This window comes from Parabacteroides chongii, assembly GCF_029581355.1.
GTDB classification, from domain to species: Bacteria; Bacteroidota; Bacteroidia; order Bacteroidales; family Tannerellaceae; genus Parabacteroides; species Parabacteroides chongii.
Window position 1 is genome coordinate 5,670,914 of the sequence record NZ_CP120849.1, and the last position, 22,387, is coordinate 5,693,300.

Annotated in this window: 19 protein-coding genes; 9 read left to right on the forward strand and 10 right to left on the reverse strand. The window is 44.2% G+C overall.

Annotated elements, in window-relative coordinates; genetic code table 11:
* Positions 1-14: 14 nt before the first annotated feature.
* The 3 genes from P3L47_RS21845 to P3L47_RS21855 are packed head-to-tail and all read left to right on the forward strand — an operon-like array spanning position 15 to position 2,774.
* A complete protein-coding gene (locus tag P3L47_RS21845) occupies positions 15-941 on the forward strand; it encodes an ABC transporter ATP-binding protein (RefSeq protein WP_277782118.1) in 927 nt (308 codons plus the stop codon).
* Positions 938-2,248: an ABC transporter permease gene (locus P3L47_RS21850; protein WP_122363544.1), complete on the forward strand. Its 1,311-nt coding sequence runs from the start codon at positions 938-940 to the stop codon at positions 2,246-2,248. Before P3L47_RS21845 ends, P3L47_RS21850 begins: the two co-directional genes overlap by 4 nt.
* Before the next feature lies 1 nt (position 2,249).
* Entirely contained in the window at positions 2,250-2,774 is a 525-nt protein-coding gene (locus P3L47_RS21855) for a histidine phosphatase family protein (RefSeq protein ID WP_129732530.1), read from the forward strand.
* A gap of 12 nt (positions 2,775-2,786) precedes the next feature.
* On the opposite strand, the gene P3L47_RS21860 is transcribed toward P3L47_RS21855, so the two are convergent.
* From P3L47_RS21860 to P3L47_RS21885, 6 genes are all read right to left on the reverse strand, one after another.
* A complete protein-coding gene (locus P3L47_RS21860; protein WP_075558412.1) occupies positions 2,787-3,200 on the reverse strand; it encodes a PaaI family thioesterase in 414 nt (137 codons plus the stop codon).
* 29 nt (positions 3,201-3,229) lie between these two features.
* Entirely contained in the window at positions 3,230-3,796 is a 567-nt protein-coding gene (gene xpt / locus P3L47_RS21865) for a xanthine phosphoribosyltransferase (RefSeq protein ID WP_075558413.1), read from the reverse strand.
* A gap of 6 nt (positions 3,797-3,802) precedes the next feature.
* Positions 3,803-5,182, reverse strand: coding sequence for a nucleobase:cation symporter-2 family protein (locus P3L47_RS21870; RefSeq protein WP_122363547.1), 1,380 nt, complete (start codon positions 5,180-5,182; stop codon positions 3,803-3,805).
* A gap of 27 nt (positions 5,183-5,209) precedes the next feature.
* Entirely contained in the window at positions 5,210-7,039 is a 1,830-nt protein-coding gene (locus P3L47_RS21875) for an endonuclease/exonuclease/phosphatase family protein (protein WP_277783730.1), read from the reverse strand.
* A 180-nt stretch (positions 7,040-7,219) separates the two neighbouring features.
* On the reverse strand, positions 7,220-8,248 hold the full coding sequence (locus P3L47_RS21880; RefSeq protein ID WP_277782119.1) for a threonine aldolase family protein: 1,029 nt from the start codon (positions 8,246-8,248) through the stop codon (positions 7,220-7,222).
* Between the two features lie 137 nt (positions 8,249-8,385).
* On the reverse strand, positions 8,386-8,895 hold the full coding sequence (locus P3L47_RS21885; RefSeq protein ID WP_122363550.1) for an RNA polymerase sigma factor: 510 nt from the start codon (positions 8,893-8,895) through the stop codon (positions 8,386-8,388).
* A gap of 263 nt (positions 8,896-9,158) precedes the next feature.
* On the opposite strand from P3L47_RS21885, the gene P3L47_RS21890 reads away from it, so the two are divergent.
* The gene (locus tag P3L47_RS21890) at positions 9,159-10,544 is read left to right on the forward strand and encodes an NfeD family protein (protein WP_122363581.1); all 1,386 of its coding nucleotides are present in this window, start codon (positions 9,159-9,161) and stop codon (positions 10,542-10,544) included.
* Here P3L47_RS21890 and P3L47_RS21895 read toward each other — a convergent pair.
* Complete coding sequence (locus P3L47_RS21895; RefSeq protein ID WP_277782120.1) at positions 10,539-11,195, reverse strand: AlbA family DNA-binding domain-containing protein; 657 nt, start codon at positions 11,193-11,195, stop codon at positions 10,539-10,541. The two genes, P3L47_RS21890 and P3L47_RS21895, sit on opposite strands and share 6 nt — an antisense overlap.
* A gap of 70 nt (positions 11,196-11,265) precedes the next feature.
* Between P3L47_RS21895 and P3L47_RS21900 the strand changes: the two genes are divergently transcribed.
* Both P3L47_RS21900 and kdsB read left to right on the forward strand, forming a co-directional pair.
* Complete coding sequence (locus P3L47_RS21900) at positions 11,266-13,527, forward strand: cation:proton antiporter domain-containing protein (RefSeq protein WP_277782121.1); 2,262 nt, start codon at positions 11,266-11,268, stop codon at positions 13,525-13,527.
* A 26-nt stretch (positions 13,528-13,553) separates the two neighbouring features.
* On the forward strand, positions 13,554-14,318 hold the full coding sequence (gene kdsB, locus P3L47_RS21905; RefSeq protein ID WP_277782122.1) for a 3-deoxy-manno-octulosonate cytidylyltransferase: 765 nt from the start codon (positions 13,554-13,556) through the stop codon (positions 14,316-14,318).
* Here kdsB and P3L47_RS21910 read toward each other — a convergent pair.
* The 3 genes from P3L47_RS21910 to pyrG form a co-directional block, all read right to left on the reverse strand.
* Positions 14,293-15,126, reverse strand: a complete 834-nt coding sequence (locus P3L47_RS21910; RefSeq protein ID WP_122363554.1) for a DUF6057 family protein — start codon at positions 15,124-15,126, stop codon at positions 14,293-14,295. The genes kdsB and P3L47_RS21910 overlap by 26 nt on opposite strands.
* Positions 15,127-15,399: 273 nt before the next feature.
* On the reverse strand, positions 15,400-17,298 hold the full coding sequence (gene yidC / locus P3L47_RS21915) for a membrane protein insertase YidC (RefSeq protein ID WP_277782123.1): 1,899 nt from the start codon (positions 17,296-17,298) through the stop codon (positions 15,400-15,402).
* A gap of 11 nt (positions 17,299-17,309) precedes the next feature.
* The gene (gene pyrG / locus P3L47_RS21920) at positions 17,310-18,914 is read right to left on the reverse strand and encodes a CTP synthase (protein WP_277782124.1); all 1,605 of its coding nucleotides are present in this window, start codon (positions 18,912-18,914) and stop codon (positions 17,310-17,312) included.
* Positions 18,915-19,321: 407 nt separating this feature from the next.
* Here pyrG and P3L47_RS21925 point away from each other — a divergent pair, with 407 nt between their 5' ends.
* The 3 genes from P3L47_RS21925 to P3L47_RS21935 all read left to right on the forward strand — a co-directional run bounded on the left by P3L47_RS21925 (position 19,322) and on the right by P3L47_RS21935 (position 22,382).
* A complete protein-coding gene (locus tag P3L47_RS21925) occupies positions 19,322-20,860 on the forward strand; it encodes a DUF3078 domain-containing protein (RefSeq protein ID WP_277782125.1) in 1,539 nt (512 codons plus the stop codon).
* A 100-nt stretch (positions 20,861-20,960) separates the two neighbouring features.
* Entirely contained in the window at positions 20,961-21,380 is a 420-nt protein-coding gene (locus P3L47_RS21930; RefSeq protein WP_277782126.1) for a SoxR reducing system RseC family protein, read from the forward strand.
* 9 nt (positions 21,381-21,389) lie between these two features.
* Positions 21,390-22,382, forward strand: coding sequence for a Fe-S cluster domain-containing protein (locus P3L47_RS21935; RefSeq protein WP_122363558.1), 993 nt, complete (start codon positions 21,390-21,392; stop codon positions 22,380-22,382).
* Positions 22,383-22,387 lie beyond the last annotated feature (5 nt).

A 22,387-nucleotide genomic window follows, 5' to 3' on the forward strand; every position in this document is an offset into this window, starting at 1 on the left:
ACAATTTATAGCCTATGAACTTTTTGGAAACGGAAGATGTGGTAAAACAGTATGCCAATCATCTTGCCCTGAACAAAGTCAACATCCAGGTTCCCGAAGGAAAGATATTCGGGTTGCTCGGACCTAATGGTGCCGGCAAAACCACACTAATCCGTATCATCAACCGTATCACGGCTCCCGACAGTGGGATCGTTCGTTTCAACGGACGTGAATCGCAACCGGAGGATATATACCAGATCGGATACCTGCCGGAAGAACGTGGTCTTTATAAAAAAATGAAAGTCGGCGAACAAGCTATCTACCTGGCACAATTGAAAGGCTTATCCTACCAGGAGGCCCGTAAACGCCTGACACAATGGTTCGAAAAGTTCGACATCATGCCCTGGTGGAACAAGAAGCTGGAAGAGTTGTCGAAAGGGATGCAACAGAAAGTTCAATTCATCATTACCGTTATTCACGAACCGGCACTGCTTATATTCGACGAACCGTTCAGCGGTTTCGACCCGGTGAATGCGGAACGGCTGAAGCAGGAAATACTGGAACTGAAGGAGAAAGGACATACGATCATATTCTCCACCCATAATATGGCATCAGTGGAAGAAATATGCGATAATATAGCCCTGATAAATCGTTCACAGGTCGTTCTTTCCGGAAATGTAACGGAAGTAAGGAACCGTTTCCGGAACAATACATTTACTTTACGCATCACATCGGATAGCTCCCTGCAAAACGATCAGACGGATATCTTTACTATACTTTCCGAAAAGGAACAAAGCGGGATACGTGAATTTCAGATCCATAAGGCAGAAGGTATCAGCAACTCTGCTCTACTGTCCACTTTATCGAAACAGGCAGAAATTCTCTCGTTTACCGAAGAGTTACCATCCATGAACGACATATTTATTAACACCGTATCAGGTACAAACACGACACAGGCATGAATAAAATAGGACTTATAATCAAAAGAGAGTATCTGCGCCGGGTAAGTAAAAAGTCGTTTATCCTGCTTACGCTATTAACTCCGTTTTTGTTTGCAGCACTGGTGTTCGTTCCGTTATGGTTGTCAACTATTAAAGGAGACGAGGTTCGTAATATCGCCATTATCGATACGACAGGAAAATATGCCCAATTGTTTGAAAACAATGAAAGCTTCCACTTCGTCCATAGCGACAAGACGCTAGACGACTATCGCCGGAACAGTGACAAGGAAATATTCGCCTTCCTCAGTATTACAGACGATCTGTTGAGCAACCCAAAGGCGGCAACTCTCTATTCGGAAAAGCAGGTACCCGTCGAACTGAGCCGGCTGGTTAACCAGACATTAAGCAAACAACTCGAAAGTGAGAAGCTTGCTTCCTTCAACATCCCCAATCTGAAAGAGATCATCCGGGAAAGTAAGATCAATTTTAATGTACAAACCATCAAATGGAGCGAAGACGGGCAGGAAAGTACGTCGTCGGCCACCGTAGCATCCGTGATCGGAATGGTATTCACGTTCATTATTTATATGTTCATTATGATGTATGGTGCGATGGTCATGCAAGGGGTGATGGAGGAAAAGACCAACCGCATCATCGAGGTGATGATTTCTTCTGTGCGGCCGTTCGATCTGATGATGGGGAAAATTATCGGTATCGGTTTTGTCGGATTGACACAGGTATTCCTGTGGGGGATTATCACGACCGTACTGGTTAGCGTAGGAGGATTCATGTTCTCGGGAGGGGCTGATATGAGTGCCTTACAAGCCGGCCCCCAAATGGGAATGGTGGATACGAATGCATTGGCTTCTTCTTCCGGTAATGAGATTATGGGAATTATTAATTCTATCAATATCGCAGAGATAGGTATTTCCTTTATTATCTATTTTATTGGCGGTTATATGTTATATGCATCCATATTCGCGGCAATCGGTTCGGCTGTAGACAGCCAGGAAGATACGCAACAGTTTATGGCGCCTGTTACAATCTTTATGATCTTTGCGTTGTACGCCGGTATTTACAGCATGGAGAATCCGGACGGCCCGCTGGCTTTCTGGTGTTCGATGATACCGTTCACATCACCGATTGTCATGATGGTACGTATCCCGTTTGAAATACCTTTGTGGGAGAAGTTATTATCTGTTTCTTTACTATATGCTTCGGCTATCGGCATTGTCTGGTTATCAGCCAAGATATACCGGGTCGGTATCCTGATGTATGGAAAGAAACCGAGTATAAAGGAAATGGTAAAATGGATCAAGTATAAATAATATGACTTCAACAATATCGCTTATACTAAGTCGCCACGGAGAGACGGAAGAGAATAAACTGCGCATCATGCAGGGACAAATGCCCGGCCATCTCTCCGAATTGGGAAAACAACAGGCGGAACAACTTGCCGACCTGTTGGAAGGAGAAGAGATCGACGTGATTGTCAGCAGCGACCTGGCCCGGAGTTACGATACAGCCCTGGCTGTTGCCCGTCGTAAAGGGCTGGAACCTGTCCAGACTCCCCTGCTCCGTGAAATGGACTGGGGTATCTATACCGGAAAGGTTGCCAACGAAATGGATTTCAAGAACCTGCCTGAAAGTGTAGAAAGCCTGGAGGCTTTACATAAGAGAGCCGGAGAGTTTCTGGAATTCCTGCAAACCGAATTTCCGGGCAAACGTATCCTGGCTATCGGGCATGGGGGATTTAACCGTGCTATCATCGTACGGATAGAAAAAAGGCAGCAAGAGGATATCCTGAAGCTGCCGATTATGAAAAACACAGCTTGCCTGCGCTTTTCGATATAAAACGGATTTTGTCTATACCTGTGGTTGTACGACACTGAACGTGCCGGATGCTTTGCTTACAAGTTTATCATCGCAATAAATCTCACATTCACTGAAATGTACGTGTCGTCCTGGTTTGATCACTGTTCCTTTGGCAATCAACTCTTTCCCCCAGGCTGCCCGCAGGAAGGATACTTTCAGTTCTGCCGTCAATACATCTTTATCCAACGGAGTCATTGTATAGGCGGCAAATCCGGCGATCGTATCGGCCAGGGCAGCCAATACACCTCCATGAATAACACCGCTATACTGGCGTTGTTCATCGTGCAAGGGCATACGTGCCTCAACGATCCCATCTTCGACAGTAGTGAATTGTACCCCCAAATGGTTTACATAGGGATTAGTTTTCACTCTGTCGAGTAATCTTTCTTTTACTTCTGTATTCATTATTTTTTACTCAATTAGTTGGTTTCTTTCTAACGGATCGTGATCTTACAATCGTCGAGATTGTCGATAATAGCCAAACTTTCCACATGGATACCTGATTCGCGCAATGCTTTTCCTCCATCCTGAAATGCCTTTTCGATAATAAAACCCATACCGGCAATCGTCGCACCAGCCTGTTGAGCCAGGTCGATCATTCCCATAGCTGCATTACCGAAAGCAAGGAAGTCGTCGATAAAAAGGATATGGTCGTCTGCCGTCAGGAAATTATTACTGATACAAACAGAATAATCACGGTCTTTGGTAAAGGAATGGACTACCGTGCTCAGCATATTCTCCATTGTCTTCGGTTGCTTTTTCTTTACAAATACCACTGGCAGTTGCAGGATATAACCGACCATGATGGCCGGGGCGATACCGCTTGCTTCGATCGTAACGATCTTATTGATATGTTCTCCTTTAAATCGATTGATAAATTCTTCAGCAACCTTATACAGAAGCATCGGGTCCATCTGGTGATTTATAAAACTGTCCACCTTCAAGATACCTCCCGGATAGCATCTGCCGTCTTGCAAAATACGCTGTTTAAGTAATTCCATTTGTTTTTATTGTGTTTTATCTTCTTTATCTTCTTTTACACGGATCAGCACATTGGCAATAATCGCCGTTAAACCGCCCGTAGTAATACCGGATGAGAATATGCCTTTGATAGCCTCCGGAGCCGTTTTCAAAATGTCAGGCATTAATTCCACCCCCAAACCGAGGGAAAGGCTGACTGCTAATACCAGTGTCGCTTTCCGGTTGATCTCCTGCGAAGCGATGATACGGATACCGGCAGCTGCCACCGTTCCGAACATCAGTAATGTAGCCCCTCCGAGAACCGGATCGGGCATCAAAGAGAACACCACACCCACAACTGGAAACAATCCCAGTAAAACCAGCATGCCGGCAATATAATAACCGACATAACGGCTGGCAACGCCTGTCAACTGGATGATCCCGTTATTTTGTGCAAAGATAGAATTTGGAAATGAATTAAAGACACCGGAAACAAAAGAATTTACACCGTCTGCCAGCACACCGCCGGAGACACGCTTCAGATAGCTCTTTCCTTCAATCGATTTACCGGAAATCATGGAGTTGGCAGTTATATCGCCTGTCGCTTCAATAGCCGTGATCAGATAAACCAGCCCGATAGCGATGAATGAAGAAATATTGAAATCGAGCCCGTATTTAAACGGAACCGGTATATTGAATCCCATCAGGTTCTGGGAGGAAGCCGCACTCATATCGACCATTCCCAAGGCAAAAGACAGTCCGTAACCAATACACAGTCCGAGAACGATCGAACTCATACGCAGGTATTTATTCTTGCAACGGTTGAAGAACAGCACACTCAGCAATACAGTTGCAGCTACGCCGATATTTTCCAAGCTACCGAATGTCCCGTTATCCATCGCAGCAAAACCGCCCCCGCAAGAAACCACGCCGACCTTGATCAGGCTCAACCCGATCAACAGCACGACAATCCCTGAAACCAGCGGAGTAATGATCGAACGCATATATTTGAATGTCCGGCTAATAATCATTTCGATCGGAGCAGCAGCCATACAAACACCGAAAATCAGCGGCAAGCCACCCGTCAGTCCGGCAGAAATGATCGGACCGATGAATGAAAAGCTCGTTCCCTGTATACAGAGTAGCCCGGCTCCCACCGGACCGATCCGTTTACATTGTACAAATGTGGATATACCGGAAGCAAAAAGAGCCATCGACACCAGGAAACCAGTCGTTTCAAGATCGAGTTTCAAAGCTCCCGCAATGATCAGCGGCGGAGTAATGATCGCGACAAAGATAGCCAATAAATGCTGCAAGGCGGCAAACAGGGCTTCTTTCAAAGGCGGACGGTCGTCGATACCGTAAATCAGATCTGTTTCTTTAACCGAGATAATAGTCTCCTCTAACTCTTCTGTGTTGATATCCATATTTGTTATTTGATGATAAATATTTAATTACAATTTCAATTCCTGAAGGGTTTCGCCTTTCGTATTCAAGACCTTCAAAGTCATGTCCTTTCCTTTTTTCTGAAGCACCATGACCGTCGCACCGTCCATACGGTAACCGCCTCCTACGATAACCGGAAAGTTATTTCCGTTGGCATCGCCTTTCGGATAATAAGCGTTACGGTGAGTATGCGCGTTGATACATACATTGAACGGGGCCTTTGCCAACAGTCCGCTCCACAGTTCCAGACAAGGGTTATAACGGTCTACATCTTTACCATAGATAGGCACATGGTGAATCAACACACGTTTTGCCGCCTGTTTGAACGGCTTGCATGCCAGCTCTTCTTTCAGAAACCCGACCTGTGCTTCGCGCAAGGCGGAGAAATCATTCAGACCGTAATACACCCAATGGTCATCCGGCTTATCTTCCCCGCAATCCAGCATAACGATACGCGTATCGCCCCAATTGAAAGCTCCGTATGTCTTATCGCCTACATAATCGAACAGTTTTCGCAAACCGATCGAATAGGCATTCCTGATCTCATGATTACCACGCAGGTAAAAGACAGGAACATCCGTCGCACCCACAGTTTCGTTCAGTTCGGAAAGGAAATGAGTGGCTTCATCATGGTTGGCAGGATCGTCGATACAGTCACCGTTAAAGATAACGAAGTCATAATCTACGTCTTTCACCTGTTTGTACAAAGCCTGCAATGTTTCAGAATGCTTGTGAAGGTCATTAAAGATAATAGCAGTAAAATCAGTATCAGAAGCTGCCGGCAATGTGAATGTGTGGAAATCGGAAACAGCCGTTTCTCCGAATACTTTCTTATAAGCCTGATACAGCATGATTTCCTGTGAACAAATACGATAATAATAAGTCTTGCCCGGTTCCAGGTCATTCAGTCTGATCTTATTCTGCAGGTCGTTACAGATTACCTGACCGTCTACGATGGTACGTGCTTTCTTTAACTGGTTCTTATCCGTTCCGTATTCCACCCAACTGTAAGTAGGAACAGTAGTCTGCCACATAACCGTAATTCCGTTTCCTACGGGATTCTGTAAATAAGGCTCCGTGCGGAAAATCTTGTCAGCCGGTTGCATAAAAACAATATCTGTTACGATCGGACGATGATCGGAAGCTGCCGATTCATTTACCACCCATGAAGAAAGACGTGTAAATGCTGTAGTATCTTTTGCATAGGCAGCAATATAATCAATTGTTTCAGTCGGTTCGTCTGCAGGGAAAGTAGGTTGTTTGGTATTTGTGAGGATCACAAAGTCTTTCTGTATACCTTTAATGACTTCCGAATCGGGATGTGCATTAAAATCGCCGGCGATAAAGAGAGGTTTATTGGCTTTTGCCGCTTCCCTGCGGATAATATCCAACGAAGCCAGACGATCTTCTCCTGTCAGCGAAAGGTGGGTACAACAATAGATATATTTTTCGAACTCAACGATCAGCAAGGCACGTTCTTCTTCTCTTCCCGGAAGCGCCAAGTACCGGTAACCGAGCGGTTTTTCCTTTGCCAACATACCGATACCATATTTTCCTCCGTCATAATCGATCGCAGGAGCATATATCGGAAACATCAGTGTCTTATCAGCCAACACACGCAACACATCGATCTGACCGCTTCTGCCTGTCACACTGTCCACTTCCTGTACGGCAACAACATTCGGACGTACTTTATTAATTACGTCAGCCGTACGTTGAAAGTTAGAGACATCGTCCATTCCTCTCCCATTACGAATATTATAACTCATTATACGCAAGGTATTATCTTCCCTCGCCCCCTTCTCCTGTGAATAAAGATTACATAACGGCAATAACATAAAAAGTACCGCCATCAACCCACTCCCGTGTTTCATATGTTTATTGTTTAGTGATTAACAGATGACAAAAGTAGCAAAAAGCAAGGACATTCGGTTAAAAAAAAAATTTCTCCCGAGAGAAAATAGTATTCCATTCGAGAGAAATTTTAATTACATACGGATGTTCCGATAATATGACGATTAATCAATAGACATTACGTCTTTCAAATCCTGCTCAAATTGAGCTATATCTTCTCCTGTCGTATCCCAGGAAGTAACCAGGCGTGCTTCATTGTTTTCTTCATTCCACATATAGAAGAAATAACGTTCCTGCAGTTTCTTCAAAGGTTCGGAAGGGATAGTAAAGAATATCTGATTCGTTTCTACCTTCTGTGTAAATTGTATCTGAGGATATTGCTTCAATGCTTCTGCCAATCTCGCAGCACTGATATTGGCTTTCATGGCATTTTCAAGCCACAGGTTATTTTCCAGATAAGGGATGAACTGGGCTGAAAGATAACGCAGTTTGGAAGCCAGTTGAGCCGACTGTTTCCGGTAATATTGCAGGTTCTCCGTGATTTCCGGACGGAAAGAGATAACAGCTTCCCCCATCATCATACCGTTTTTGGTACCGCCAAAACTAAGAATGTCGACACCGGCATCTACTGTCACCTGCTTCATGGAACAATTCAGATACGCACAGGCATTCGCCAAACGCGCACCGTCCATGTGTAAATACATATTATGAGCATGTAACAAGTCTGCAATCGCTTTTACTTCCTCAATCGTATAAACTGTTCCCAACTCCGAAACCTGTGATATATAGACCGCTTTCGGTTGTGAATGATGGCAAACGCCGAAACTGTGTAAGCGCGGCTTAATCAGTTCGGGGGTAAGTTTGCCGTCAATAGTCGGAATAGTGGCGATTGCACATCCGGTCATACGTGCCGGGGCACCACATTCATCGACATTAATATGTGCCGTTTCTGCACACAAAATACTATTGAAAGGACGTGTTACCGCCTGCAATGCCACCGAATTGGCTCCGGTTCCGTTAAAAACAAAGAACGGAGAAGCCTCTCCACCGAATATACTCTTGATTTTTGCCACTGCAGCAGCTGTCCAGGGATCGTCGCCATATCCGATTGCGTGATCCTCATTTGCTTTTATCACAGCCTCCATTACCAACGGATGGACGCCTGAATTGTTATCGCTTGCAAAACTTCTCATTATGTTTTAGTATTTTGCGGCAAAAGTACGGATTAATTCATTAATATGTCATTTTTATCATCTATATATTAAAAAAGAAGAGGCTTCCAATCGGAAGCCTCTTCTTTTTATTAACTTGTTTATTAGAATATTAACCACTATCCTAAACGAAAATCCTTCAAAACTTTTTGTAACTCCTGGCGTGCAAAGAAGATACGGCTCTTTACAGTTCCCAGTGGTACATTCAGTTTATCCGCGATCTCATTATATTTATAGCCACTTAAAAACATGGAGAAAGGAACTTTCAATTCTTCATTCAATCCATTAATGGCTTTTGTGATCTCCTGAATCTGATATGCTCCGTCCGGAGAATCAAATCCCGAATCATTTACGACGTCTAGATTATACAAATCAACACCTTGATCAACAACGGTCTGCGTACGAACTATCTTATGGTAATTGTTAATGAAGATATTACGCATTACGGTCAAGACCCAACCTTTAAAATTAATATTGTCAACAAACTTTTCCTGATTGTCCAAAACCTTCAGCGTTGTGTCCTGCATCAAATCTTGGGCGTCATCCCGATTTGCGGTGAGCATCAGTGCAAAATTCATCATGTTTTCTTGCATGCTCAATAATTTTTTCTGAAATTGCAACGCATTCATATTACTTACTATTTATAAAAGGTTAATACCGGTTAAGTATAGCCCCTCACTATTGAGAGACAATACAAATGTAGAAAATATTATTGATATCGAATGGCGCTTTGAGAAATATTAATATTAAAAATCGTAACTTAATATATTTATAACAAATGCTGCTGAAAATGAACAGCTTTTACAAGTTTACAACTTGTATAAATATAAAATTTACAAGTTGTATGTTACAATTTTCAACAAAGAACAAAAAGTATAGATATTTAGATAAAATGAAGAAAAATTCAGAGCTCTTGTTTTTATTGCTATTTCTTCTGATAACAACCTTTAAATCAATAGGGGAAGAGCGAAAACTCGTCTATCAGATAGATATAAAAAAAGAGATAAATAACACCACTCGTATCTACCTCCGTAACGGATTGGAAGAAGCCAAATTGTTAGGGGCAGATGCAGTCCTTCTCCATATGAACACTTACGGCGGATTGCTCGAAGCTGCGGATTCAATGCGCACAGCGATTTTATACAATCCGATCCCGGTCTATGTTTTTATCGATAACAATGCTGCTTCAGCAGGAGCACTTATCTCCATTGCGTGTGAAAAAATATTTATGCGAAAAGGGGCCAACATCGGAGCTGCGACCGTCGTCAACCAAACCGGAGCCGCCTTACCCGACAAATATCAGTCTTATATGCGTTCCATGATCCGCTCGACTGCCGAAGCGCATGGAAAAGACACGATCATACAGGAGAAAGACACGACATTCAGATGGAAAAGGGATCCGTTGATCGCCGAAGCTATGGTAGATGAACGCGTCGTCGTTCCCAACCTGATCGATTCGGGGAAAGTTCTCACTTTCACAGCCGACGAGGCACTGGAATGGAAATATTGCGACGGGATCGCAGAAACGCCGGACGAAGTGATTACCAAGTATTTGGGATACAATGACTACGAACTGAAAACATATAAACCCTCCTGGGAGGACGATCTGAAAGGTTTTCTGATGAATCCAATGCTGCAATCGCTGCTGATCATTATTATAATAGGAGGTATTTACTTCGAGATGCAGACACCGGGGCTCGGTTTTCCATCGGCAGCTGCCGTAGTCGCCGCCATACTTTATTTCGCTCCTTTATACATCGATGGCCTGGCACAGAACTGGGAAATCCTGGTATTTATTCTCGGATTGCTCCTGATCGCGGTTGAGATATTTATTATTCCAGGATTCGGAATAGCCGGTATCAGCGGAATTATCTTCCTGATAGCCGGACTGACACTCAGTCTGCTGAACAATACAGACTTTAACTTCGAAGAGGTTTCCACAAAAGAAATTGGCGAGGCAACCTTGACCGTTCTGATCGGACTGGGGCTAGGCTTCGTACTGATGATCTGGCTATCCAACAAAATAGGCACAAAAGGCATGATGCGGAAAGTGGCACTCCACAAAGACCTGGAAGATGCCCACTCCTCCCCTTCCCTGACTTCCCTAATCGGAAAGGAAGGAACAGCCTTTACCGTTCTTCGTCCTTCGGGCAAAGTGATGATCGACAACGAACTCTATGACGGTGTTTCAGAGTCCGGATTCATCGAAAAAGGGACAAAAGTGGAAGTCGTCCGCTTCGAGAATGCGCAGGTATATGTGGAAAATCCCGACTTATAATGCCAGTTTATCATTCCCGGGCACACGCTCATAGAGAATGCGCTTATCAATAACCACATATTGCAAGGCATCGATAGCCAGCAGGTCGCTTAGAATATTCCTGGCCGTGTAATAATTTACATGGCCTACACGGCAAAATTGTCCAACATTGATAGATGGATGCTGGTCCAGATAGGCAAACAAACGCTCTACCGGCTTACTGATCTTCACCAGTGTTCCGTCTTTCATATGCTTCTTCTCCCAGGCAAGCATCAGAATCTCGTTCGCCAGAATATTCTCATCGGCCACACGGATATAAGCTTTGTATTTATTCTCTTTATCCGGTGCCAGATGAGGTTTCTCCGGACTGGGCGCTATATAGATTTCCAATACCGTTTTCCCATTTATCTCCCAACGTGTAGCCTCAAAAGGAACTTCCGGCCGGGTATACATCTTTGAGGCAGCCTCAATCATATAATACTCTTCCTCACTGCGTACACCGGAAATATTCCCGTTGTCTTTTACCCCTATCAGCAACCGACCGCCATCGGTATTGGCAAAAGCAGACAAGGTGCGGGCAATCTTTTTACTGTCGCTTACCTCGAACTTGAAATCGAGTTGTTGATGCTCGCCCTGTTCAATCAATGCTTCTATCGGATGTTTCTTCTTCATTTTGGCTCATTATTTGACCGGCAAAATTAAAATAAATGTCTAACTTTGCCAACCGAAAAAGAGTGAAAGCATGTCACAGATCCCCTCATTAATTTCAGACCTGGCAGTAATACTGATTTCTGCAGGGCTTGTTACTTTGCTTTTCAAGAAATTAAAGCAACCGGTCGTACTGGGCTATATTGTTGCCGGAATTCTGGCAGGACCAGCGATAAAAGAGATTCCCACTGTATCTGACGTAGAAAGTATCCGTATTTGGGCGGATATAGGTGTCGTGTTCCTGCTTTTTGCACTTGGACTGGACTTCAGTTTCAAAAAACTGATGAAAGTCGGCGGAACGGCAGTGATCGGAGCGGTCACAGTCGTTATCGGGATGATGACATTCGGATATATCACCGGACTATCGCTCGGTTGGGGACATATGAATAGTCTTTTTCTGGGCGGAATGCTCTCGATGTCGTCCACCACGATTATATTCAAGGCTTTTGACGATATGGGACTGCGCAACCAGCGGTTTGCCGGGGTCGTATTCGGTATTTTGGTCGTAGAAGATTTGTTTGCCGTCTTACTGATGGTGCTACTTTCCACACTTGCGGTAAGTAAGCATGTCGAAGGTATGGAGTTACTGGACAGTGTGGTAAAGCTGGGCGTCTTCCTACTTTTCTGCTTTGTTGTCGGCATTTATCTTATCCCTTCTTTCCTGAAGAAAGCACGGACATTCCTCAACGACGAAACCTTGCTGATCGTCAGTCTCGGTTTATGCCTGGGAATGGTCATGATCGCAACCAAGGCCGGTTTTTCTTCAGCACTAGGTGCATTCGTTATGGGATCGATCCTTGCCGAAACGATCGATGCCGAACATATCGAACACATCGTAAAACCGGTAAAGGACCTGTTCGGTGCCATCTTCTTCGTTTCCGTCGGTATGCTGATCGATCCGGTACTGCTTTGGGAATATAAGATACCGATCCTGATCCTGACGCTTGTCGTTATGGTCGGACAAATTCTTTTTGCCAGCTTCGGTGTCCTCTTATCAGGACAGACCGTCAAAGTCGCCATCCAATCGGGCTTTTCCCTGGCACAGATCGGCGAGTTCGCCTTTATCATAGCCTCTTTAGGACTAACGCTCAAAGTGACGGACAATTTCCTCTACCCGATCGTTGTAGCCGTTTCCGTCATAACGACCTTTTTTACACCTTATATGATACGTATGGCGGAACCTGCCTGTAAGGTTGCCGAACGACTTATCCCCGCCAGTTGGATGAGTTTTCTTGAACGTTACTCCTCCGGTTCCAACACAATCCGGCAAAAAAGTGCGTGGGATAAATTATTGAAAGCATTGGTACGTATTGTCGGTACTTATACAGCCGTTACCCTGGTACTGATCTTTATATGGCTACAGTTTATTGCTCCGTTCATCATCAAACAACTTCCCGGCATACAGGGACAAAGCATATCTCTGGTTCTGATCCTTCTTCTTATCTCGCCGATGCTGCGCGCTATCATGATGAAGAAAAATCATTCGGCTGAATACGAGCAATTATGGCATGACAGCAAATATAACCGTGGTCCGCTTGTTTCCCTGATCGTACTGCGTATTATATTATGTATAGGACTCGTCATGCTGCCGATCGCACGATTATTGAATACAGCCGTCGGAATTGGCCTTGCCATCGCTGCAACAGTCATAGCACTGGTTATCTTCTCGAAACGGCTGAAAAAGCAGTCGATCCTGATGGAGCGCCATTTCTTTACGAACCTGACTGCCCGTGAAATGGAAAGCGAGCGGAACGCACCTATCAACCAGCGTTTTGCCAGCCACTTACTGGAGCGAGACCTTCACCTGGCCGATTTCGAAGTGAAACAAAATTCCCCCAGTATGGGCAAAACTTTGAAAGAACTCAACTTCCGACAGAAATGTAACGTAAATATCGTCACAATCATCCGTGGGAGCAAACGCATCAATATACCGGGAGGAAACGAACGGCTCTATCCGTTCGACAAACTGGTCGTAGTCGGTGCAGACGACGACCTAACTCATTTCCGGCAATACATAGAAGAGCGCTATAAAGAATCGATGAACAACCTACAGGAAAAGAAAGAGGTCAACATGGAACAGTTCTTTATCAGCGAAGGCTCCGGTCTGATCGGCCGGACGATCCTGGAATCGGGTATACGCGATAACTCCGGATGCCTTGTCATCGGAATCGAACGGGACTCTCACTCGATCAAGAATCCGCCTCCCACCACCGTTTTCGAACAGGGAGATATTGTATGGATTGTCGGCGAGCATGAGAAAGTGCTGCGCCTCAGCGAAGGTAAAACAGTAAGATAATCAATTAACGAATAAAACAACCGGATATGAAATTTATAGGAATAATACCGGCAAGATATGCCTCTACCCGTTTTCCGGGAAAACCGTTGGCCGACATGGCAGGAAAACCGATGATCCAACGTGTATACGAACAGGTGAAAGATGTACTGGATGCCGTATGTGTCGCCACAGACGATAGCCGGATTGAAGCTGCCGTAAAAGCTTTTGGCGGGAATGTCGTTATGACTTCCGACCAGCATCGAAGCGGAACGGACCGTGTTTATGAAGCTTATACCAAAGTCGGAGAAGGTTACAACGTAGTGATCAACATTCAGGGCGATGAACCTTTTATCCATCCGGAACAGATTGAAACATTGAAAGCGTGCTTTACGGATGCCGGAACGCAGATTGCCACACTGGTTAAACCTTTCCGCCCGGATGATGATTTCGAAACGGCACTCTTCAATGCGAACTCCCCGAAAGTCGTCCTCAACAAGAACAATGAAGCAATGTATTTCAGCCGCTCCATTATTCCCTATATGCGTGGTAAGAACTATCAGGAATGGTTACCCAACCATACGTATTATAAACATATCGGTTTATACGCTTACCGGGCCGATACGCTGAAGGAAATCACCAACCTGCCCCAATCATCTTTGGAACTGGCCGAGAGCCTGGAACAGCTCAGATGGCTCGAAAACGGTTACAAGATAAAAGTCGGCATAACCCAACAGGAGACGATCGGTATCGACACGCCGGAAGACATGGAGAAAGCACTCGCTTTTCTCAACGAGCAACATGGCTCACTATAGTAACCGCCAGCAATAACAGTAAAAGTCCGGAAGTAACAGAGACAGACCATGTACTGACTTTCATATACCGGACTTTTTCAAACTGCATTGCCACCAGCAGACTGGCTAACATGATAGCCGGAAAAAAAGCCGGCAGCCATGCATGCGGATACTGATAGGCTTCTTCTTCTGAAAGCGAATATAAACTTTTCAGAAATTCAGGCAACAAAGTCCCTGTAATCAACAACAAAGTCCAATACATCCACCGTTTTTCCTCTATCTCCGCCTCATACAGCAACACCAAAATAATAAATATAAATAACCGGCTACCAACCAAGGAATAAACGACAAACAACAAAACGAATCCCATTATACCTGAAAGCCATTTCTTCTTTATCAACGTATAGCCACAGAATATATAGAGTGTTATTATCAGAGACAAGATAGAATTCAGATGATAGTAAGGACTCGCGTAAGTACCCCACTCCAATATCACCGGAAACAAAGCAAATAAAGGGGCCATTTCACCCACATGAAACTTCTTCAAGATGAAACAAGAAGCCCACCATTCGGACAACAGCACCAAAGTAATCAGAATAGCACCGCCCCCGACAGGAACCAATACGGAGGTAAGTATTTTTGCTAAGGAGCAGGCAAGCCATGCCGGCTTTCCCCAATATCCGGACAGCACCTCAGGCAACCCCGCCATACTTACCATCTGTTCCTTCGCGAACAAATGATCAGAAACCAAAAACTGGAAAAAGAGAACGCATACCACTGCAAAGAGCCCAGCTACACTTCCTTGCAAAAGTCTTTCTTTCTTATTCATCAGTGAATCATTTTAGACTAATAACTCCAAACCATCCAATCGGAACTTGCCATCCGATAAATAAGTCGTCAACATAACGACAATCCACAATAGGTTGACTTATATTACAATGATGCAAATATATAAATATTTTAATACAACAAACCCCATGTTTATTCATATTCAAGCGATTGATCAGAATATACAACTTATTTAGATAATAGGTCATAAAAAAAGGCATGCCCGCGTCTTTCAGACCGGCATGCCCTTCTTTTTTATCATGTACAGGGAATGTTATCTTCTCTTTTTCTGTTCCTGCTGTTTTTTCAACTGCTCCTGCTGCATACGCTGTGCTTCTTCCAAACGTTTCATGAAACCGGATTTCTTCTGCGGTTTCTTTTTGTTTGCTTCCAGCTTGGCGAGCAACTTATCTTCATTGATCGTATAGCGGAATACTAATGTCTGAACGATCGTGATCAATGTAGAAATGAAGTAGTAATAAGTCAAACCTGACGCATACTGGTTAAAGAACACCAGGAACATCAGCGGCATCATATACATCATGGCCTTCATCCCCGGCATCTGCTGTTGTCCGGTATTGGTCATTTCCATATTATACTTGGTATAAATAACGTTGGTGATCGTCATCAGCAAACAGAATAAACTGATGTGGTTACCGAAGTACGGAGTAATAATAGGAATGTATTTATTCCAGCTGAAAATCGCATCATAAGTCGACAAGTCATGTGCCCAAAGGAAACTCTGATGACGCAACTCGATAGCCGACGGGAAGAACATGAACAGGGCAATCAATACCGGCATCTGCAACAACATCGGTATACAGCCTGCCATCGGACTCGCCCCGGCACGGCTATACAGCTCCATCGTAGCCCGCTGACGCTCCACCGCCTTATCCTGTCCCGGATATTTAGCATTCAACTCTTCCACCTGCGGACGAAGTACGCGCATCTTCGCTGATGACATATAAGACTTATACGTCAATGGGAATAAAATCAGTTTCACTATCACTGTCATCAGGAAGATGATCAGACCATAACTCTTGATATATTTACCCAGGAAGTCAAACAGCGGAATAACGAAATACTGGTTCACCCAACGGAAAACACTTGCTCCCAGCGGAACCAGGCGTTCCAGATCCAGCTGCTGGTCGGAAGCGATACCCTTGTCATATGATTTCAGCAAGGGATAACTGTTCGGTCCGAAGAAATAACGGAAAGTTGTCACCTCATTTCCTCTCAGGTCGAAAGGAACTGCCGTTGTTGTCTTAAACTCTTTCACAATACCATCAGCTTCAACCATCTTCGAATCGAATGTTGCACTTTCAAAACCTTCGTCGGCAATCATTATCGTCGAAAAGAATTTATCCTTATAAGCGATCCATTTCAGACGGCCTGACACTTTCTTATCTTCACTTTTACTTTCGCTCAGCTGTTCTACACCGTCGGCCAGGAATTTATAATACAAGGCAGTATATCTGTTTTCATATTTAATACCCTGCTCCTGCTGGCGGATTTTTTGTTTCCAAACCATATCCAAAGCCGTTGTACTTGGAGCCAGAACACCGTTCAGACCTGTACCTTTTATATCAAACTGAACCATATAATTGTCCGGCTTAATTGTATAGATAAAGTCCAGCGAACCTCCTTCGCCTGCATTTACACGCATGATCAACTGGTTCGGATCCTGTGTTTTTACCGGAGTAAAAAACAGTTCGGCAGTATTCAATACACGGTTTGTTGCGGTTACCAGTGTGAAATCGAGAGAAGCCTCTTTTCCTTCAAACAGGATAACAGGCTTATTATCATACGTGGTATAATCTTTCAGACGGGCATATGAAATACGTCCTCCTTTATTACTGATATGCAATTCAATCAGGTCATTCTCCAAAACAGTTACATCGTCTGTACCTGTCATAGCTGCGGCGAATACCCCGAAATTGCTTTCCAGCCGGGCTGCTCGCGCAGAATCCGGCAGACTGTCAAAAGAATTATCGGCAGTGCTTTTGCTGTCTTCAAGCTGCATCTCAGCCTGTTTAGCCAGTTCGATCCTGGCGATCGAGTCCTGATAACGGCGCTGAGCTTCCAACTGCTCAGGCGTCGGCCTGTTAAACCAGCTGAACGCAAATAAAACAATACCGATAAGCAGAAAACCAATTAATGTGTTTTTATCCATCTATAACATTGTTATTTATTATCAATAGCGGCTTTCACAAAGCTCACGAAAAGTGGGTTCGGATTAACTACCGTACTGTTGTATTCCGGATGGAACTGAACACCTACGAACCATTTCAGTGCCGGAATCTCAACCACTTCCACCAAACCTGTTTCCGGGTTTTCACCAGTACATTTCATACCGGCTGCTTCAAACTGTTCGCGATACTGGTTGTTAAATTCGAAACGGTGACGATGACGTTCCTGGATATGTTCTTTCCCGTAAGCTTCATACGCTTTCGAGCCTTTTGTCAGAACACAGTCATAAGCTCCCAAGCGCATAGAACCACCCATATTGGTCACATTTTTCTGTTCTTCCATCAAGTCGATCACCTTGTATGGTGTATTCGGTTCCATTTCTGTCGAGTTAGCTTCGGTCAGGCCCAAAACATCGCGGGCATATTCGATTACCATACACTGCATACCCAGGCAGATACCCAGGCAAGGAACATCGTTTTCACGGGCATATTTCAAAGCGGCAAACTTACCTTCGATACCCCGCTGCCCGAATCCCGGAGCGATCAGGATACCATCCATATCTTTCAATTGTTCGGCAGCATTGGCTTCAGTCAGTTTTTCAGAATGGAACAGATGCAGATCCAGTTTGCGATCGTTATAGATAGCAGCCTGCAGCAATGATTCGTCAATCGATTTATAAGCATCCTGCAATTCGACATATTTACCGACCAAACCGATCTTAACAGTTTCAGTGGCATCTGTCTTTTTCTTCAGGAACTCTTTCCAGGGTTTCATTTCCGGAGTAGGTCCTACTTCCAGTCCCATCTTCTTCAGGATGGTAACATCCATATTCTGACGCTGCAATACCAACGGAACTTCATAAATAGTCGGAACATCGACAGACTGTACAACAGCATCCGCATCCACATTACAGAACAAGGCAACCTTGCGGGTAATATCGTTGCTCAGCAGATGTTCAGTTCTCAAAACCAATACATCCGGCTGGATACCCAGTTCCTGTAATTGCTTAACAGAATGCTGTGTCGGTTTTGTTTTAAATTCTTTGGCAGCCGCAATGTAAGGTACATAAGTAAGATGCACGCACATACAATTCTTACCCAGTTCCCACTTCAACTGACGTACACTTTCAATGAACGGCAACGATTCGATATCGCCTACGGTACCACCGATCTCCGTGATCACAAAGTCAAATTTGTACTTTGATCCCAACAGCTTCACATTCCGTTTGATTTCGTCTGTGATATGAGGAACCACCTGGACTGTCTTACCCAGGTAATCGCCTTTACGTTCTTTATTTATTACACTCTGATAAATACGGCCTGTCGTAATATTGTTAGACCGTGTGGTAGGAACATTCAGGAAACGTTCATAATGTCCCAGGTCCAGGTCCGCTTCATGTCCGTCTACGGTTACATAACATTCACCGTGCTCATAAGGGTTCAATGTACCCGGATCGATATTAATGTAGGGATCAAACTTTTGGATAGTAACCTTGTAGCCTCTCGCCTGAAGGAGTTTACCCAATGATGCAGCAATAATTCCCTTACCTAAAGAAGAGACTACGCCGCCCGTAACGAAGATGTACTTTGTATCTGCCACGATAGTAATATTTTAATTGTCTTTTAATTGCTCACTTGCATTTCGAAACCGCAAAGTTAGTCATTTTCATTCAGACAGCAAGGGACTCGGATATTTTTTCAAGGAGACATCCGAAATCACAGTACTATACCTTTTCCGTTTCCCTGCGGAGGGAATTACAGTTTCCCGGGCAGGAAACTGGAGTTTCCAAAGAAGGGAATTACGAGGAAACTGTAATAAACTATGAATCAATACGAAGAGCTTTTTTTGTTAACACCTGAGTTTTTCGCCTTTTTTCAAGGCTCCACCAATAAGTTTTCACAGCCCGGACCGTTAAGTTTGTTATATCATGTAAAAGATTAGCACATCTCATACTTTTTATCTAATTTCGCATCGTAGATACTAAAGATTGCAAATAAAAAAGTATTATGGTTATCAAAAGATACTTCATTCTGTTTTTTATACTTTCATCATTGGCAAGCTTGGCTAAAGCGCAGGAAGGGACTCTCATTACCGGGAGCAATCTCACACAGACCGAGCAAGGTAATGCGACAGATACTATCCCTGTGATTGAAATAGAAGATCCGGACCTGGATAATATCATTAGCCTGCGGGCACAATTCGAGAAACAGAACCGGTCGTATTCCGCACCGGTTACCCCCAATGAAAATCTGCTCCGTTTTCTAAAAAAAGACGAAGTCGAACTGTCTGATGAAGCAATGTACTGGGCACGTTTAGTTCGTGATGCCTCCACTATATTTGACAGCAACGTAACTTTCCGGGATACGATTATAGTGAACCCTTTGTTTCTGCCAATCATATTCAAAGGAAAACTTCTGCCGGACAATCTTTCGTACTATGACAAAGATGCCTGGAAGAATAAAATCGATATACCTCTACCCTTTACCCCGGATACTTTATTTAAGGAACAGGAGTTAAGACGTGAGATTGAAAATAAAGCATATAAATATATAGAGGCAAACTATCCGAACTACATCCGTTATTCCATGAGGGATTTGCCACAGGATAAAGTGATCGCCAAAGTGATCACAAAACCGACTTACCAGCCGGATATGATCAAAGTGGAAAGTGATGCTGATTTCAGTGATGTGGATGCTCCGGTAAAATTCATTCCGGAAAGACGGTATTGGACGTCACACTTTGAAAGTTCACTCCAGTTTGCACAGAATTATATCTCTCCGAACTGGCATAAAGGTGGTGTTAGTACGCTGAACCTGACAAATCGCGAACTGTTCACCTACAACTATAATAAGGACAAGGTCATGTTCACCAATTCACTGGAATTGAAGAATAACTTATATACAGCACCGAAAGATACCTTGCGTAACTATAAAGTCGGTGATGACGTGTTCCGTATTTACAGTAACTTCGGTTACAAGGCATTCAACAAATGGTACTATACGCTGGATATGGAATTCAAGACACAGTTATTCAGCAGTTACGCAGAAAACCAGAATGTCAAACTGGCCGGTCTGCTTTCACCATTCAGCATCAACTTCGGTCTCGGTATGAAATATGACCTGAACAAGACGTTTGCATCTTCTAAACACAAAAAACTGGTATTATCTGCCAATATCGCACCGTTATCTTATACTTATATCCGAACGATAGATAAAGACATCGACCTGGCACGCCATTTCCAGAAAAAAGATACCGAAGAAAATTATCCGTACAAACAGAGCCTGTTCGGTTCGACTGTTAATGCGACCATGACATTCGACATCAGCCGGAATATCAGCTGGTATTCCCGTCTGAATTACAATACCAATTATCATCGTATCCAGGGTGAGTTCGAAAACCGGTTGAATATGGCTATCAGCAGATTCTTCTCAACCATCATCTCACTGAACCTGAGATATGACGACGGTATTGCCAAGAATGAAGACTTCGACAGTTATCTGCAGATCAACGAACTCTTGAGTTTTGGTTTTAATTACAAATGGTAAGTAAAGCTCAATTATTTCTGTAATAAACTTTGTTAATCGTGACATATTATCTAAATAATCCTTACTTTTGCCCTGGTTTTGCAATGTCGAGATTACAAACATGAGCGAAAGTATCAATCACAACGGTAGAATCGAAAAGATCGAAGGCGATACGATCTTTGTCAGGATCATTCAACAATCGGCCTGTTCCGGTTGCCACGCAAAGGGTATGTGCAGCGCATCCGATCAGAAAGAGAAGATCATTGAAGTGAATGATCCCAACTCCGGCAGATTCCACATAAACGAAGAAGTTACGCTATGCGGTCAGAGTTCGCTCGGACTACAGGCTGTGTTACTGGCCTTTGTTCTTCCGTTGATCATTGTAGTCGCGGCCATTGTAGCAGGAAATTATTTGCAATGGGACGAAACAACCAGCGGGTTAACCGGTCTATTACTATTAGTTCCCTACTACTGCATACTATACTTTTTACGCGAAAAACTAAAAAGAAAATTCATATTTACCCTGAAAAAACTTAATTGATCAAATATCATGATTTTAATTGCCGTTATTTCATTAGGAGCCATTGGAGCCATCGGTGCAGTATTTCTCTACGCCGCCTCCAAGAAGTTTGAAGTATACGAAGATCCCCGCATCGCAGAGGTTCAGGAAGCATTGCCCGGAGCCAATTGCGGAGGTTGCGGATACCCCGGATGCGGTGGTTTTGCAGCAGCCTGTGTAAAAGCCGATTCACTGGAAGGACTGCTTTGTCCTGTAGGCGGAGCCGAAACGATGGGTAAAGTTGCTTCAATCCTCGGTATGGAAGCTGCCAGCGCAGAGCCGATGGTAGCAGTAGTGCGTTGCAACGGAACTTGCCAGGCCCGTCCGCGTACAAACCGTTACGATGGTGTACAGAGTTGTGCCATAGCTTCCTCTTTATATGGAGGAGAAACGAACTGTACATTCGGTTGTCTCGGTTATGGCGATTGCGTAAACGCCTGTACTTTCGATGCCATCCACATCAATCCGGAAACAGGACTGCCCGAGGTAGACGATGACAAATGTACATCATGCGGTGCCTGCGTAAAAGCCTGTCCGAAAAACATTATCGAACTACGTAAGAAGGGACCGAAATCACGTCGTATCTTCGTTAGCTGTGTGAATAAAGACAAGGGAGCAGCAGCCCGCAAGGCTTGTTCCAATGCTTGTATCGGTTGCGGTAAATGTGTGAAGGAATGTCCGTTCGAAGCCATCACGCTTGAAAACAATGTGGCTTATATCGACTACCGCAAATGCCGCTTGTGTCGCAAATGTGTAGCCGTATGTCCGACCGGAGCGATTCATGAACTGAATTTCCCGCCCCGTAAAGAAGCTGCCCCTGCCGTGGACGCCGACAAAGTAAAGCCTGTTGCCCCGAAAGCAACACCGGCTCCGAAAACTGCCGAAACAACACCGAAAGCAGAAGCTACAACTAAAGCTGAACCGACTGCAAAAGCAGCCACAGCGCCTGAAACAAAAACAACAGAAGAAACAATTCAAAAATAAAAATC